We start from the raw sequence: 14,957 nt of genomic DNA, 5'->3' as shown, positions 1-14,957 counted from the left end.
CCCCAGCGGATCAGGCCCGCACGGGTCCGGTCAGCGTACCAGCCCGGCCTGCTGGGACGCCCTGGTCAGCTTCGCGCCCAGCTGGCCGGAAATCCGCTCGGGCGCCACCCACCGAACCTGCGTCGTGGCGCTCTCCCGCACCGCGAGGCTGCGGTCCTCGACGTGGAAGAGATAGATCATGTCGTAGTGCACGTGCTCGGGTTCGCCGAGGATCGGCGCGGCGTCGACGATTCTGACCTCCACGTCGAACGGGAGGATCCCGCCCGGGATCACCGCGTCGGCCTCGACACCGGCCCGGCGCGCAGCGAGCCCGAGCGCGGCGCCGAGCAGCGAGGAGTCGTCGGCATCGACATGACCGCCGGGCATCCGCCAGACCGCGGTGGACGGCTCCAGGATCTCCAGCACCCGCCAGTCCGGGGACACGATCGCGGCTCGGCACGTGACATGGGCCGGCATCGTGCTACGGGCTGTGATGGATGGCCCGTGCAGAGCCAGCACGACCAAGGACCGCATGAGGTCCACTTCGTCCGGATTTGCCTCGATGTAGCCCAGGGCCACACCGNTCACCGCGTTGTTGGTGACCGCCACGCTTAAGGAACGTACAGGCATCGGGCGCCGATCACGACCCACTGAGACGGGACACACCGAAACTCGTATCGCACCAGCATACTCACTTACAGTGACAAAAAAGGTAACAGAACGGACCGAATCGGAATTCCGGCAGCAAGGAAGGGAGCTCCGCCTACGAGGGGATCCACCGTCGGCCGCGGAACGGCGGAAGCTGGAAGCAGTGGCACCAACACCCCGTGTAATCATCACCCCCATGCGGCCCATCCCCCTCTTGTGACTACGGAAGGTAATTGTTGGTACCGGCGCGCCGCTCGACCGCCCCGACGCGCGACCCCGGCCCCCGACCCAACGTGAAGCTCAGGTGTGCTCCCCCGGGTGGCGACGCGCCGACGCATCCCCACGCGGGCCACCCCCACTCACGCGGGCCATCCCACGCGGGCAATGACGCCGAGCCGACACCGCCACGCGGCGTGCACCGTCCGCGACTAAGGTCGACGGCATGGATCCGAAAGATCCGGGAATCAGACACCTGGACAGATCCACAGTGATGATCTACCGTCCGCCCGCGGGACCCCCGTTCCGCCGGTCGGACCGAGCGGGAGGACCAGCCGTGCGGGAGAACCTCACCCTCGACGAACCACGCCGAGGGATCCGGTCCGGCCGAACCATGACGCTGCTTCCGGGGCTGGTCCTCGCGGGAATGGTCGCGCTGACCGCCGGTTGCGGGGGGTCCGACGACATCAGCGTGCCGCCCTCCGTCAGCACACCGACCCTGCCGACGTCGCTGCCCACCGCGCTGCCGAGCGGGCTGCCCACCGCGCTGCCGACCTCGCTGCCGGGGGTGGGAAGGATCGACGCCGTCAGCGGCGCGGATGCCCTGCGTGGCACGAATGTCCCCCCCGATTTCCCGGTGCCGCCCGGGGCCACCGTGAAGGTCGGTACGACCACCGGGAAGACGTCGACGGTGACACTGGGCGGGGTGTCCAGCGACCGGGTGGCCACCTTCTACCGGCAGACCCTGCCTGGCGCCGGCTACAAGATCACAACGGATGTGGGGATTCCGGGGGTCGCCAGAGCCATCCAGTTCAACGGGCACGGCGTCAACGGGAGTATCGGGGCCGCGGGGATCGGCAATACCGACGGCGTCGCCGTGGTGTTCACCAAGCGGTAGTCCCCCCGGGGAATCACGGCCGGGCTCACCCGGGCACGACCGGCCGTTGCGGAAAATCAAGCTGCGAGCGATCGAGCTGTGGAAGATCGAAATGCCGACGGATCTCCGCCTGCACCTCGCGCGGCGGGTGCCGGGCGTCCACGACGGCCACGAACTCCTTACGCTGGAAGATCTCCATGACCGGTCGGGTCTTCTCGTGGTACTCCCGCAGGCGGACGGCAAGTGCCTGCGGGTTGTCGTCGGCCCGGGTCAGCAGCGGCGCTCCGCACACGTCGCAGGTGTCCGGCACCTGCGGCCTACTGGCGATCAGGTTGTAGTCCAGGCCGCACCGTGAGCAGAACCGGCGGGCGAGCACCCGCCGATAGACCTCGTCGTCGGGGAGGTCGAGGTAGATGACCCCGTCGATGTCGTAGCTCTCCAGGAAGAACTCGGCCTGCCGGGCGTTGCGCGGGAACCCGTCGATGATGAACCCGTAGTTCCAGTCGTGCTCGGCCAGCCGGGAGCGCACCACCGACTCGACGAGGTCGTCCCCGACCAGGTGACCGGCCGCCACGATGCGTTTGACCTGGGCACCGAGTTTGGTGTGGTTCTGCACGTTCCAGCGGAAGACGTCGCCGACGCTGATGTGGACCAGGTCGAAGTCCCGGGCCATCATCGTCGCCTGGGTTCCCTTGCCGCTGCCCTGCACGCCCATGATGACGAACTTGCGCACGCCGACTCCCGATCGTTCCTCCGCCCCGGAGGCCGGCCGACGCGCGGCCGCCTCGGTGGCCCGCCCCCAGCTGTCCCACCGGCCTCTCCGTCGCGACGTTATCCGCCATGGAGATCACTAGGGGTTTCCGCGGCCCAGCGGTGGCGGGTACGTCATGACACCCGCACGGCCGACCGGCGGGCTATCCGTGGCCCAACCCGGACCGATGCACGCCGACAATGCCGTAAAGAGCAGGATGTCAGGATGTATGGGGATCGGGGGAGCGCGGNACGGGCCGCGGCTGCGATCCCGGATTCTAGGAGGGAACGCGGGTGTCAAGGGGACTGCNTCAGACGCTCGGCGCCGGCCTGGCCGCCACCGTGCTGGCGGTGGGGCTCACAGCGTGCGGTTCCGGGGACAGGGCACCGGCTCCACCCGCGGAGATCGTCCTCAATCGGGGGCAGGACTCGTCGATCCCCTTCCGCACCGAGGCCGACGGCGAGGTGCTCCTGGACGTCACCACCACCGCCCCGGGGGTCTCCTGGGGCTCCCCGGGCGGCGAGTCCGCGGTGCTGTCGCTCTACGTCGACACCGCCTACGCCACCGATCTCGTGATCCCCACGTCCTTCCCGATCAAGCGCAGCCTCGCGCTGGGTCACCTGGCCGCCGGCAAGCACACCCTGCGGACGCTGTTCGCCGCGGACCGGTCGCCCCGCAACGCCGCCACGGCGCGCCTGACCGATCTGACCTTCCGCACCGTCACGCCGCAGGACAACGGCTACCAGGCACTGGCGCACGCCCCGGTGATCTACGGCCGGACGGCGCCGGCCGCCGCCGCGGACCCGATGGCCGGCGGGCCGTTCCAGAACGCCGTCACCGACACCCCACTGCTCGCCTTCCACTCCGAGGCGCCAACCGCGATCGCCGGTCATCGCCTGCTGACCTACTCGATGGTGTGGAGCAACGAGGACGAGGGCACCCCGACCCCGGCCCTGATGGCGTTCTGGGGGCGGACCACCGACATCGAGTGGACCTACCAGGTAGAGATCGACGCCACCGGCAACGCCATCCCCGGCAGCGCCGTGATCCAGGGGCCGGAGCACACGTCGCAGCCGTTCACCGGCCGGTACGAGAGCACGCACCCGCTGCTCGGGACCTGCACGCGCAGCAACAGCATGTGCCAGAACACCGACGGCCCGATGCGGTTCGCCCTGTCAGCCGCGGACACCCTCGACCCGAACGCCGAGGCCCCTGAGCGGGAGATGGACNGCAACCCGTGGACCTACTGGGTGATGTCCCAGGAGGTCGCCCGGGAGGGCAAGGTCGCCGACGCCCCGGTCCCGGACCCACGCACCCGGATCAGCGACCCGCGTAACTACCTGTACCTGATCGTCCGGAAGAACACGGTCGGCACGCCGAACACCGCCGACGCCTGGGTCGGGCTGTCGGTCGGGGTGCGGCTCGCCGGCAACCCCGAGACCTACCGATCGAACAAGACCTACCCTGCCTGGTCCATCGAACGGGACGCGCCGGCCGCCACGGCCGTCGAACTCCCACCCGGGACGGTCGCGGAGGACATCGCGTCCATCCAGGCGACCCGGGTCGTCGGTGCGGGTGCCGACACCGGTGCGCGCGTCCAGGTCGACTCGATCGAGCGGGCGTTCCTGCTGGGTCCGGACGGCCTGCCCCAGCAGTCGTTCCTGTTCACGCCGACGAAGGTGACCCTGACCGCCGCCGCGCCGACCGCGACCCTGTTCCGCCGTTCGCAGGGCGGCTCCTGATCCCGTCCGGGGTTCCCTGATTCCGCGGTGGCCCTTCACCCACGTGTGGTGGACCCCGAGGTGTGCACCGGTCCCGGGCTCCGACCGTGCGTCCCGGTGCGATCGGGAGCCCCGGCTGGCGCCGGGCGGACGGCGGCCGTCGGCATGCTGTCGAGCGTCCGCACATCCCGACCGACGGGCAACTGGGCGATGCTGTCGACGATGGCGGTCGGTCGGTAGGGGAACCGGTCGACGTCGGTGATGGACGTGATGCCCGACAGCACCAGCACGGTGTCCATTCCGGCCTCCAGGCCGGCGACGACGTCGGTGTCCATCCGGTCGCCGATCANCACGGTGGTCTCGCTGTGCGCGGACAGCGTGTTCAGCGCACTGCGCATCATCAACGGGTTCGGCTTGCCGACAAAGTAGGGTGTGACGCCGGTCGCCCGGGTGATCATCGCCGCGACCGCCCCGGTNGCGGGCAGGAGACCCTCCACCGAGGGACCGGTGGGATCGGGATTCGTCGCGATGAAGCGTGCGCCGTCGCGCACCAGCCGTACCGCTTTGGTGATTGCCTCGAAGCTGTAGGTCCGGGTTTCCCCGAGGACGACGTAATCGGGTGACCGGTCGCTGAGGACGTAGCCGATGTCGTGCAGCGCCGTGGTCAGGCCCGCTTCGCCGACGACGTACGCCGATCCCCGGGGGCGTTGGGTATGTAGGAAGAGCGCGGTGGCGAGGGCCGAGGTCCAGATCCGCTCCGGCGGGATCGTGAGTCCCGCGCCAGCCAGCCGGGCGGACAGGTCGCGGGCCGTGTAGATCGAGTTGTTGGTCAACACGAGAAAACCCAGGCCTGCCTCGCCGATCCCGGCCAGAAAGGCATCCGCGCCCGGAATGGGATGTTCCTCATGGACCAGAACACCGTCCATGTCGATGAGATAGTTCTCGATCAGATGTTCCGCCATGNCCCCCGATTCTCCCCGCCTGCGCTCGATGCCGTCTGCCGGGTGGTCCCCACTCGGCACCATGATGGGGACCACCCGGCCCGAACGATCCGGCGGGTTCGGTCACCTCACCTCAGCTCACCGGGTTCGGGTGATCCCTTCTCACAGCACCGCGATGGCGGCGATCTCCGGTTCGGTGGGCGACATCAGATACAGGGATGGGACGATGAGCCAGTCGGCGAATCCCCCGTCGCAGGCGTAGGCCTGCGCATGGCCGGGCGACCGGAACGGGCCGATGACTCCCTGCACCTGCCGGGTCCCCTGCTCCAGAACGACGATCGCCCAGCTACCCGTCCGGTCCGGTGCGGGTGTCCCCCACTCCGACTCCNACAAGTCCATCACGTAGTCCATCTGTGCCCCTTCGCGAACGTCCCTCACCGGTATCCACCGAGCCGCGGGGTGGTAAAGAACCCGGGATATCTTGGCGCTTTCGCGCGGCTTTGCGCATCGAAACGCCGGAGGTCGACCTGGGTCGGTCCAGGATCCTCCGCCGGCAACGGCCGGGCGCGGCCCGTTCGTACATCCGTGAGTACATCGCCGAGCCGGCCGGGAGCGGAACGCAGAGGTGTGTGACGAAAATCGAAGTTCCCGCGTGGGGATCCCCTTGGGAGGGAGTAGAAGACGGTGCATTTTCCCGCGCCGACGTTCGGGTGATGTCGTAGGCCGGTACTTTGTCCGCTGCCCGTGCTCTCGGTCGCGCGGCCGCATCTACCGCCGCGCATACCGCCGGTCCGGCGTATCGCTACGGCGGTGGTCGGGATAACCGCCGCAGAGCCCCGGAGCCGCAGAGCCCCGGAGCCCGTTTGGTGGCGCCCCTTTGGTGGTGCCCCTTTGGTGGTGCCCCTCGCGGTGTTCCCCTTTGTGGTGCCCCCCGCGGCGCCTCGGCGCCGCGGGGGGAGGTTGAATCGGGTAGGTGGGACGCCGGGCGTCGCGTCACCGGCGCGGTCGGGAGTCGCTCCCGACGCAACGTCAGGATTGAGCTGTGCGTCTGCTTTGTCGCTGACTTCTTGCTATCTGGCTATCTGGGGGATCCGTGAGCCGGCGCCGGAGCGATTACCGCACCTGGGAGGAACTGACCAGGGAGGAACGTCGACGCGGGCTGGCGGTTCTTTCCGTGGCCGGGGTCGCGGCGGTGGTCGTGGTGTTCCTCGTCGTCGGGTCCGGTGGCGGGGCCGGTGGCGGGGCCGGTGCGGCGGCACCGCCCACTACCGACGTCAAGGCCCGGCTCACGTCCTGGTACGCCACCACCGCCCAGGTCCGTTCGGAGGTCGTGCGGGCGGTCAACGCGGTACGGGCCGACATTCAGGCGGCGGACGGCATGTCGCTGAAACCGGCCTGCGCCGACCTGGGGCGGGCCGTCGACCGCATCGGACCGCTGGGCCTCCCGCCCGTCGAGAGCGTGAGCAGGAACTGGACCGAAGGCGCCGGTGCCTACGCCCAGGCGGTCACGGCGTGCGGGAACCTGTTCGACGGCACGCCCGNCCCCCCGCCGGTGCTGCTGCAGCGCACGACCGACGCTCTCAACGCCGGTGACGGGCGCTGGACCATGATCGTCGCCCAGATCGGGGCCCCGGCGCAGATCGTTCCCACCGGCTGAGCACCGGCCGGCCGCGATTGCCCGCGATTGCCCGCGCTCGGGCAAGTACGGCCACGCGGCACCCTCGGCTGCCAGAAGGTGATGACGATCGCGCAGTCCTTCTTGACGATCGCGGTCGGCGGGACCTCGGCGTCGGCGGTCAGCGAGATCGCGGTGAGGGTCGGGCCGGCCTTGCGGTCGGTGTCCCAGGTCCGGATGTGATCGCAGAGGCGTTCAGCGAGGGCCTGGCCGTCAGCCCCGTGGCCGTGGGCGCCGATCTCGTATACCGGATNGGGGCCGTCGAGGCGGCGCTTGGCGAGGTAGGCAAGCGAGGAGCCGGCGACCAGCGCGGGGCTCAGGTTCGGGATCAGCGGGACGCACAGATCGGCCTCGACCGCGCCACGGCTGGCGTTGATCCGGCAGACGGCCGGGTCGGTGGCAGTGGCGCGCAGCCAGATCCCGTCGATCGGGTCCTGCGGCCCGATGGTCGTGCCCGACCAGGCGGCGACCCGGGGGTGGCGAAGACGCCGGTGAGGTGGTCCGGGTCGATGTCCTGGTCGACGTCGTAGTGGATCTGGACGAGCGGGTTTTCGTGGAGCGCGGCGACGCGTTCGACGTCCTGACCAATCATCGGGACGAAGCCGCGGAGGAACACCGCGTCCGAGCGCAGCACGTTGTCGCCGCCTTTGACGAACGCGACACCCCGGGTCTGGCCGCGCCAGCGCAACGGCAGGACCATCCGCCCACCGGGGACAAGCTGGCTGAACCAGGCGGGGGTCAGACCGGGCCCTCCGGCCGCGTCTCCCACCCGGAGCCCTCCGGCGGCTCCGACCCGGGCCGAATCCCGGCGCCCACACGTCCGGGATATGCGGGCAGCGCGTCACCGGCGGCTGGAGAGTCAGGCTGGGCAGCCCGTCGCGCATCCGCGCCCCGCGCGCGGACCGGCGCAGATGCTCCGCGCGCGCCCTCCGGCACTCGCCGCAGGACGGGAACAGCGCGTGCACCTCGGGTTGGGGGCCCGTAGGCCCCTCCTCGCCGCAGCTTTCCCCTGCACTCACTTTTTCTGAACCTTCCCAGAGCCGCCGCATCGCGGGCACCGGATCATGCTGGCGCCATCGAAATCCTCGCCCTCGTGCCGCTCAGCGGCCGGGTTGCCCACCTGCCCGCTACTACTGCCCCGCTTGTCCGCGTTCNGCCCGAAGCCCATCCTCCCTCCATCTCCGCCGTCAGCTCATCCGGGAGGGTAGCCCGGCAGATGCGGGCAGGTAGCAAACGTGCCGGATCCGTAACCGACAGGCGGTTCACGCTGATGCCGGTGGNTTTGCTTCCAACGCCCGCCGAGAATGATCGATAACCTCTCCAAGATCCTGAACGGCTGCGATCTTCGGCCACCGGTGGTGCNTTTCCCGCCACATCTCGCCTGATCGCTGGATCACGCCACGCGTAGGCCGCCCGTCGAGCACGTCGAGCACGTCGAGCGCGTCGCGAGCCGATGCCGCTGCGGCTATCGGATCGGGGTCGGCGCGATAGAGGAGGGTCCGTGCCAACGTGTTATGGGGTCCGGGTCACCGTCCACGCCACGGTCCTCGGCCACCCGCAGAGGTCCATCTGGCATTGCCCGTGGTGCGCCGGCACGGCCGCACCCCGTGGGCGCCGCCGGTCTGACCGTGAGACATCTGGATATACCCGAGGAGATGTCATGCCGCCCACAACCATGCCCGCGCTCGACTTTGTCGCGTTGGAGATCANTGGCCGGTGTCAGCCTGCGTCCACTGCTACGCGGACTCGTCCCCGCTCGGGGACCACGGGACGTTGAGCACCGCCGACTGGAGTGCGGTGATCAACGACGCCGCCGGCCTCGGTGTCGGCGTGGTCCAGCTCATCGGCGGGGNACGTCCNCTCCNCGCCGCTCGACGCGATCCTGTCCGGGGATGCGTTCGGCGCCCAAGTCGAGCATCTCGACCAGCTTCGCCACCCCGGCTCCGGACCAACGGCGTGCCAGCCGAACCCGAAGTGCGGCCCGGCGTCGTCCCGCAACTTCGCGGGGCTGGCGGGTCAGCCGGTCGATGTGCCAGCAGACGATCGCCTGGAGGCGGCCTGCTTTGATGTCGTCAACGAGCCGGTCCCACTCCGGGCGTGGCCGTCCGGAATGGGCACCGACATCCTTGTCCGTAGTAGACGTCCTCGACCGCCCAGCCCTTACGGTCGCAGAGGGGGCGGCAGCCCGGCCTCCTGACGTGAGACTGCTAGCCCTGCGCCTGTTCGGTCCTGGCCGGCTCTGACGTAGATTCCCGCTCTGACCATGGGCCACATATTGACAGGCCCGTGCCACCCAGGCCGCAGTAGCCGCCGGGGTTCTTGGCGTCGGAGAGGTACTGCTGGTGGTATTCCTCCGCATAGTAGAACGGACCAGCCGGGGCGATCTCGGTGGTGATCGCCCCGAGGCCCGCGGCGGTCAGCACCTGCTGGAACGCCTCGCGGCTGGCAGCCGCCGCGGCGGCCTGCCCGGCAGTGGTGGTGTAGATCGCCGAACGGTACTGGGTGCCCGTGTCATTGCCCTGCCGCATGCCCTGGGTCGGGTCGTGCCCTTCCCAGAACACGCGCAGCAGCTCCTCGTAGCCGACCTTCGCGGGGTCGTACACCACGAGGACGACCTCGGTGTGCCCGGTCAGCCCGGAACACACCTCCTCGTAAGTGGGGTGCGGGGTGTGCCCTCCGGCGTAGCCGACGGCGGTGGTGTACACCCCGGGAACCTTCCAGAACGCGCGCTCGGCCCCCCAGAAGCAGCCGAGGCCGAACACGGCGGTCTCCAGCCCCGCCGGGAACGGGCCGGCGAGCGGGGTCCCCAGCACGGTGTGCGGGACGTCGCCCGCGAACACCGGCCGATCCCGGCCGGGAAGGGCCTGCTCGGGCGTGGGCAGTGTCGTCTTGTGACGACCGAAGAACATGGGAAGCCACCTCCGGTGGTTGTCTCCTCGCACAACCGCGCACCGCGGCCACACGTTCCCGCAGCCCGGGACCCTCGGACGCCCCCCAGATACTCTCCAAATGTTCTCCGGAGGTTCTCCGAAGGTTCATCGAACGTTCGCCGGACGATCGGGGAGCACGCCGCCAGAGAACAAGATCGCTCAGAGAACGAGATCCTCCAGCATCGTCGTGACCAGGGCCGCAATCGGCGATCGCTCGGAACGGGTGAGCGTGACGTGCGCGAACAACGGGTGGCCCTTCAGGGTCTCGATCACCGAGGCGACCCCGTCGTGCCGGCCGACCCGCAGGTTGTCGCGCTGTGCCACGTCGTGCGTGAGCACCACCCGTGACCCCTGCCCGAGCCTGGACAGCACGGTCAGCAGCACCCCGCGCTCCAGGGACTGGGCCTCGTCGACGATCACGAACGCGTCGTGCAGGGACCGGCCACGGATGTGCGTGAGCGGCAGCACCTCCAGCATCCCGCGATCCACGATCTCCTCGATGACCTCGGGGGAGACGAGCGCACCGAGAGTGTCGAACACCGCCTGGGCCCAGGGCGCCATCTTCTCGTTCTCGCTGCCCGGGAGGTACCCGAGCTCCTGGCCACCGACGGCGTACAGCGGGCGGAAAACCACCACCCGGCGGTGCGCCCGGCGCTCCATCACAGCTTCGAGCCCGGCGCACAGGGCAAGCGCCGACTTACCGGTGCCGGCTCGACCGCCGAGGGAGACGATCCCGACATCCGGATCGAGCAGGAGGTCGAGGGCGACCCGCTGCTCGGCGGAGCGACCGTGCAGGCCGAACGCGTCGCGGTCGCCGCGGACGAGCCGGACCTGCTTGTCGGCGGTCACCCGGCCGAGCGCGGAGGCACTCCCCCCGGTGGTGGTGAGGACCAGGCCGGTGTGGCAGGGCAGGTCGGCGGCCTCCAGGATCTCGGTGTACTCGCGGGAGTAGAGCCGGTCGAGGTCCTCCTGGGNGACGGTGAGCTCGGCCATCCCCGAGAAGCCGGTGTCCACCGGGGACAGCGCCTGGTACTCCTCGGCGGGCAGCCCCAGCACCGACGCCTTGACCCGCAGCGGGAGATCCTTCGTGACCAGTACGACGTCGGCGCCCTCGCGGGCGAGGTTCATCGCGACGCACAGGATCCGCGAGTCGTTCGTGTCGACCCGGAACCCNGGNGGAAGCNCCGCCGCATCGGTGTGATTGAGTTCCACCCGTAGCGTCCCGCCGTTGTCCAGCGGGAGCGGTTGATCAAGGCGACCATGCCGGATGCGCAGATCGTCCAGGATGCGTAGTGCCTCCCGGGCGAACCAGCCCAGTTCCGGATGGTTCCTTTTGCCTTCCAGCTCCCCTATGACAACGAGGGGGAGCACGACATTGTGCTCCGCGAACCGCAGCAGCGCGCCAGGATCAGAAAGCAGCACGCTTGTGTCGACGACATGCGTTCGTGGCACACGCCCACCCGCTTACTCGGAGGTAGTCCGGGACCGACCCCTGCAGGGGCCGGGCACCGGCCTCCTGGTGTAGTCGCGCTTGCGGCACCGAGGGGCCTCCCGAGAGGTCCGGCACCATGCCGGACCACGGCTTGAGACGCTAGCGCTCCCACGGTAACCGCAGCCCTCGATGATGGCGACCCACTTCCGACAACACGTTACGTTAAGAACTGGAAACGTCTCGCACCCCGGAGTTCCCGTCGCACCCCGATCGGTCACATTGCGTCCGGATCATGACGCGGAGCATCAGCCGCCGCGCGCGGCGCCGTCGGAGGCCGGACCACGAGCGTCCGCCCGAGGAAGCCAGGTCACCGCTCCCTGCTCGGTTCGGAAGCCCCGGGACCTGCGCCGACTCCGGCGACGGGCACCGACCGGGGCAACAGTCACCGACCGACCGGGGCAACAGGCACCGACCGGCCGCAGGTCGCCACCGGATCCATGAGCCCGGCGACCGACGAGAGCCGGATGACCGCGGGCGTGCCGGCCAGAGACACGGTGGGCCGAAACGCGACAGGCCAGAACGTGACAGGCCGAAGCGTGATGGCCGGTGAGGGGTCACCCGAAACGCGACGACCGAGAGGTGACGGCATGAGGCGCGCCCACGGGGGAAACGCGACGGAACACCATGGAACACCCGGGCTATGGAACACCGCGGGCCGATGATCGGAAACTCGTTGTCTCGACATGTCATCGAGATCGGATCGAACCAAACCGGGCCCGAAAGAGGGCGCCGACTGGCACCGTCGGGCGGGTCGGAGGAAATTCAGCCAACCGGCTGGGGAATTCCCGGAAATTCACCCGGGGGAGGGATTGATCCCCGGCGAACATGCGGGATCCGCGGGGTGGTCATTATCGGATGGTGCTCCGCTCAGGTGAGCCGTACCGCGACACTCGGTAGGAACGCGGCCCGCCGACGGCGGAACAACGGACGCGACGCGGAGTTACGAACGAGTCCGGCGCCGGGCTGGCCGCCGGGCCGGCGAAGGAGGGCCGAACCCTGCCGACCGGTCGCCACGGGCCGGGCCGGGAGCCCGCCGAGCGGCTCGGCCCGTGGCCGACCCGCTCGGGGGTATCACACGAAGTGGTGCCACGGATGCCCTGCGCTGCCACGGTTGCCTTGTGAGGCGCTGCCACGAAGTGCCGTGCCGGCGGTGCGCTCCCCGGACGGAGCTCGCGGTTGGGTGCGTCAGCCGCTCAGTCTGCGCTGTTCAGCCGCTCGACAAGCGCCTCGTGCTCGGTCCACAGGGCGGCCGGAAGCCGTTCCCCGAACGTCTGGTAGTGCTCGGGGATCAGCTGGGCCTCCTGTTTCCACACCTCGACGTCCACCGTGAGCAGGGTCTCGAGGTCCTCCTCGGCGATGTCGATGCCGTCAACGGGTAGGGCGTCCTTCGTCGGCAGGACGCCGAGCGGCGTCTCCACCCCGGCTGCCGTGCCCTCCAGGCGACCGACGATCCAGGCGAGGACACGGCTGTTGTCGCCGAATCCCGGCCACAGGAACCTGCCCTCCGGGCTCTTGCGGAACCAGTTCACGTAGTAGACCCGCGGGAGCTTCGTCTGGTCGGCCTTCTGCCCGACCTCGAGCCAGTGGGCGAAGTAGTCGGCCATGTTGTAGCCGCAGAACGGCAGCATCGCGAAGGGGTCCCGGCGCAGCTTGCCGATCGCTCCGGCCTGGGCCGCCGTCGTCTCGGAGGCGACGATCGAGCCGAAGAACACCCCGCGCCGCCAGTCGGGAGCCTCGGTGACCAGCGGCACCGCGGTCGCCCGGCGCCCGCCGAACAGGATCGCCGAGATCGGCACGCCGCGCGGATCCTCCCACTCCGGGGCGATCGTCGGGCACTGGCCCGCCGGGACGGTGAAGCGGGCGTTGGGGTGTGCGGCGGGCTCGCTGGACTCGGGGGTCCAGTCGCGGCCCTTCCAGTCGATGAGGTGCGCCGGCGGCTGCTTGGTCAGCCCCTCCCACCAGACGTCACCGTTATCGGTCCTGGCCACGTTGGTGTAGATGGCGTTGCCCCAGAGGGTCCTGACCGCGTTGGGGTTGGTCTGCTCGCCGGTCCCCGGGGCGACCCCGAAGAACCCGGCCTCCGGGTTGACCGCGTACAGCCGGCCGTCCTCACCGAAGCGCATCCAGGCGATGTCGTCACCGACAGTCTCCGCCTGCCAGCCCGGCAGGGTTGGGATGAGCATCGCCAGATTGGTCTTTCCACAGGCCGACGGAAATGCGGCGGCAATGTAGTGGACCTTGCCGGCGGGAGACGTCAGTTTGAGGATGAGCATGTGCTCGGCGAGCCAGCCCTCGTCGCGGGCCATGACGGACGCAATACGCAGCGCATAGCACTTCTTGCCGAGCAGTGCGTTTCCGCCGTAACCCGATCCGTAGGACCAGATCTCCCGGGTTTCCGGGAAATGGGTAATGTACTTCGTCGTATTGCACGGCCACGGAACATCGGCCTGGCCGGGTTCCAGCGGAGCGCCCAGGGAATGGACGGCCGGGACAAAGAAACCGTCCGTTCCAAGCTGCTCGAGGGCGGGCGTTCCCATCCGGGTCATCGTCCGCATGGAGATGACGACGTAAGGCGAGTCGGTGATTTCGACACCGAGGGCCGAGATGCGCGAGCCGAGCGGACCCATGCAGAACGGGACGACGTACATCGTCCGACCCCGCATGCACCCCGCGAACAGGCCCCGGAGCGTGGCCCGCATCTCGGCAGGGTCCAGCCAGTTGTTGGTCGGACCGGCGTCCTCCGCCTGCTCGGAGCAGATGTAGGTGCGGTCCTCCACGCGGGCCACGTCGCCCGGGTCCGAAGCGGCGTAAAAGCTGTTCGGACGTTTCTCGTCATTCAGCCGGACCAGGGTCCCCTGCTCGATCAGAAGGGAGGTCAGCCGATCGAACTCCGCCTCTGATCCATCGCACCACTCAACCCGATCCGGCTGAGTGAGTTCGGCAATCTCGCGCACCCAGGCAACCAGCCTGGCGTGCCTCGTGGGGGCCACGTCCAGCCCCGAAACCTGTGCCGCGGTTGTCACAGCTCACACCTCCGGTCGAGTCGAACCTGCCGCGCTCTCTTCCCATATGCAGGTACCCACTTGAGAACTCGAACGTACTCGTGGACGTTCAGACAAAACCCACAATATAGGGGAAGTTCGAGGCCACGTTCAGGATCATTAGACTGTACCGCGCGTTCCGTCCGCAGTCGCGCGATAGCGAGTGCGCAGAAGCGTCGGATCCATCACGCACCGATACGGACCGACCGCTGCCGTCCAGCTCCGCTTCGTGACGGCGGCAACCCTCGGGTTATCGTTCTCGGCGTGGCTTCCCTCGTACAGCAGCCAGCCGGGCCTCCGCAGACGGACATCGCCTCGCACCCGCGTGACCTGGTGCGACCGCGCATGCGGGGATGGCTACATGCCGGCGCGTTCCCGATCAGCCTGACACTAGGCGTCATTGCGGTGGCACTGGCTACCACGCTGCGTGCCCGGCTCGGTGTCGCGGTTTACGCCCTGAGTATTGCGGCCCTCTTCGGAACGAGCGCCCTCTATCACCGGACGATGTGGTCGACATCACGTGCCCGGGCGCGCATGAAGCGTCTCGACCACTCAATGATCTTTGTTTTCATCGCCGGGACTTACACCCCCTTCGCCCTGATCGCGATGCCGCCGACGACCGCTCGGGTGGTCCTGGCGGTGGTGTGGGGAGGGGCGGGACTCGGCGTCGCCATCCGGATGCTGNG

General features: G+C 69.2%; 11 protein-coding genes and 1 pseudogene (1 of these 12 cut by a window edge). 4 read left to right on the top strand and 8 right to left on the bottom strand.

Features of this window, described 5'->3' with window-relative positions; genetic code table 11:
* Positions 1-30: 30 nt before the first annotated feature.
* Positions 31-609, bottom strand: coding sequence for an NUDIX hydrolase (locus CED_RS07225; RefSeq protein ID WP_035909347.1), 579 nt, complete (start codon positions 607-609; stop codon positions 31-33).
* Between the two features lie 571 nt (positions 610-1,180).
* On the opposite strand from CED_RS07225, the gene CED_RS07220 reads away from it, so the two are divergent.
* Positions 1,181-1,741: a hypothetical protein gene (locus CED_RS07220; RefSeq protein WP_023840091.1), complete on the top strand. Its 561-nt coding sequence runs from the start codon at positions 1,181-1,183 to the stop codon at positions 1,739-1,741.
* A 25-nt stretch (positions 1,742-1,766) separates the two neighbouring features.
* Here the strand turns inward: CED_RS07220 and CED_RS07215 are convergent, their stop codons facing one another.
* Positions 1,767-2,453 (bottom strand): nucleoside monophosphate kinase, encoded by a 687-nt coding sequence (locus CED_RS07215; protein ID WP_011438261.1) that lies wholly within the window; start codon positions 2,451-2,453, stop codon positions 1,767-1,769.
* 311 nt (positions 2,454-2,764) lie between these two features.
* Here CED_RS07215 and CED_RS07210 point away from each other — a divergent pair, with 311 nt between their 5' ends.
* The gene (locus CED_RS07210) at positions 2,765-4,213 is read left to right on the top strand and encodes a hypothetical protein (RefSeq protein ID WP_035909344.1); all 1,449 of its coding nucleotides are present in this window, start codon (positions 2,765-2,767) and stop codon (positions 4,211-4,213) included.
* A 35-nt stretch (positions 4,214-4,248) separates the two neighbouring features.
* Here the strand turns inward: CED_RS07210 and CED_RS07205 are convergent, their stop codons facing one another.
* Positions 4,249-5,154, bottom strand: a complete 906-nt coding sequence (locus CED_RS07205; protein ID WP_035909343.1) for an HAD-IIA family hydrolase — start codon at positions 5,152-5,154, stop codon at positions 4,249-4,251.
* A gap of 1,072 nt (positions 5,155-6,226) precedes the next feature.
* Here CED_RS07205 and CED_RS07195 point away from each other — a divergent pair.
* A complete protein-coding gene (locus tag CED_RS07195; protein WP_035729891.1) occupies positions 6,227-6,790 on the top strand; it encodes a hypothetical protein in 564 nt (187 codons plus the stop codon).
* A 346-nt stretch (positions 6,791-7,136) separates the two neighbouring features.
* Here the strand turns inward: CED_RS07195 and CED_RS07190 are convergent, their stop codons facing one another.
* The 5 genes from CED_RS07190 to CED_RS07175 form a co-directional block, all read right to left on the bottom strand.
* Positions 7,137-7,577, bottom strand: a complete 441-nt coding sequence (locus CED_RS07190; protein ID WP_023840087.1) for a hypothetical protein — start codon at positions 7,575-7,577, stop codon at positions 7,137-7,139.
* Positions 7,578-8,648: 1,071 nt separating this feature from the next.
* The gene (locus CED_RS26080; RefSeq protein ID WP_200875374.1) at positions 8,649-9,080 is read right to left on the bottom strand and encodes a recombinase family protein; all 432 of its coding nucleotides are present in this window, start codon (positions 9,078-9,080) and stop codon (positions 8,649-8,651) included.
* Positions 9,016-9,717, bottom strand: a complete 702-nt coding sequence (gene msrA, locus CED_RS07185; protein ID WP_011438269.1) for a peptide-methionine (S)-S-oxide reductase MsrA — start codon at positions 9,715-9,717, stop codon at positions 9,016-9,018. The genes CED_RS26080 and msrA overlap by 65 nt, the downstream gene beginning before the upstream one ends.
* A 180-nt stretch (positions 9,718-9,897) precedes the next feature.
* Positions 9,898-11,190, bottom strand: a complete 1,293-nt coding sequence (locus CED_RS07180) for a PhoH family protein (protein WP_035909339.1) — start codon at positions 11,188-11,190, stop codon at positions 9,898-9,900.
* A gap of 1,233 nt (positions 11,191-12,423) precedes the next feature.
* Complete coding sequence (locus CED_RS07175; RefSeq protein ID WP_011438271.1) at positions 12,424-14,253, bottom strand: phosphoenolpyruvate carboxykinase (GTP); 1,830 nt, start codon at positions 14,251-14,253, stop codon at positions 12,424-12,426.
* A gap of 282 nt (positions 14,254-14,535) precedes the next feature.
* Here CED_RS07175 and CED_RS07170 point away from each other — a divergent pair.
* Positions 14,536-14,957, top strand: a pseudogene (locus tag CED_RS07170) (hemolysin III family protein) (it continues 274 nt past the right edge of the window).

This window comes from Frankia sp. CeD, assembly GCF_000732115.1.
Taxonomy (GTDB): domain Bacteria; phylum Actinomycetota; class Actinomycetes; order Frankiales; family Frankiaceae; genus Frankia; species Frankia casuarinae.
This window is presented reverse-complemented; position numbering and strand designations above follow the sequence as displayed.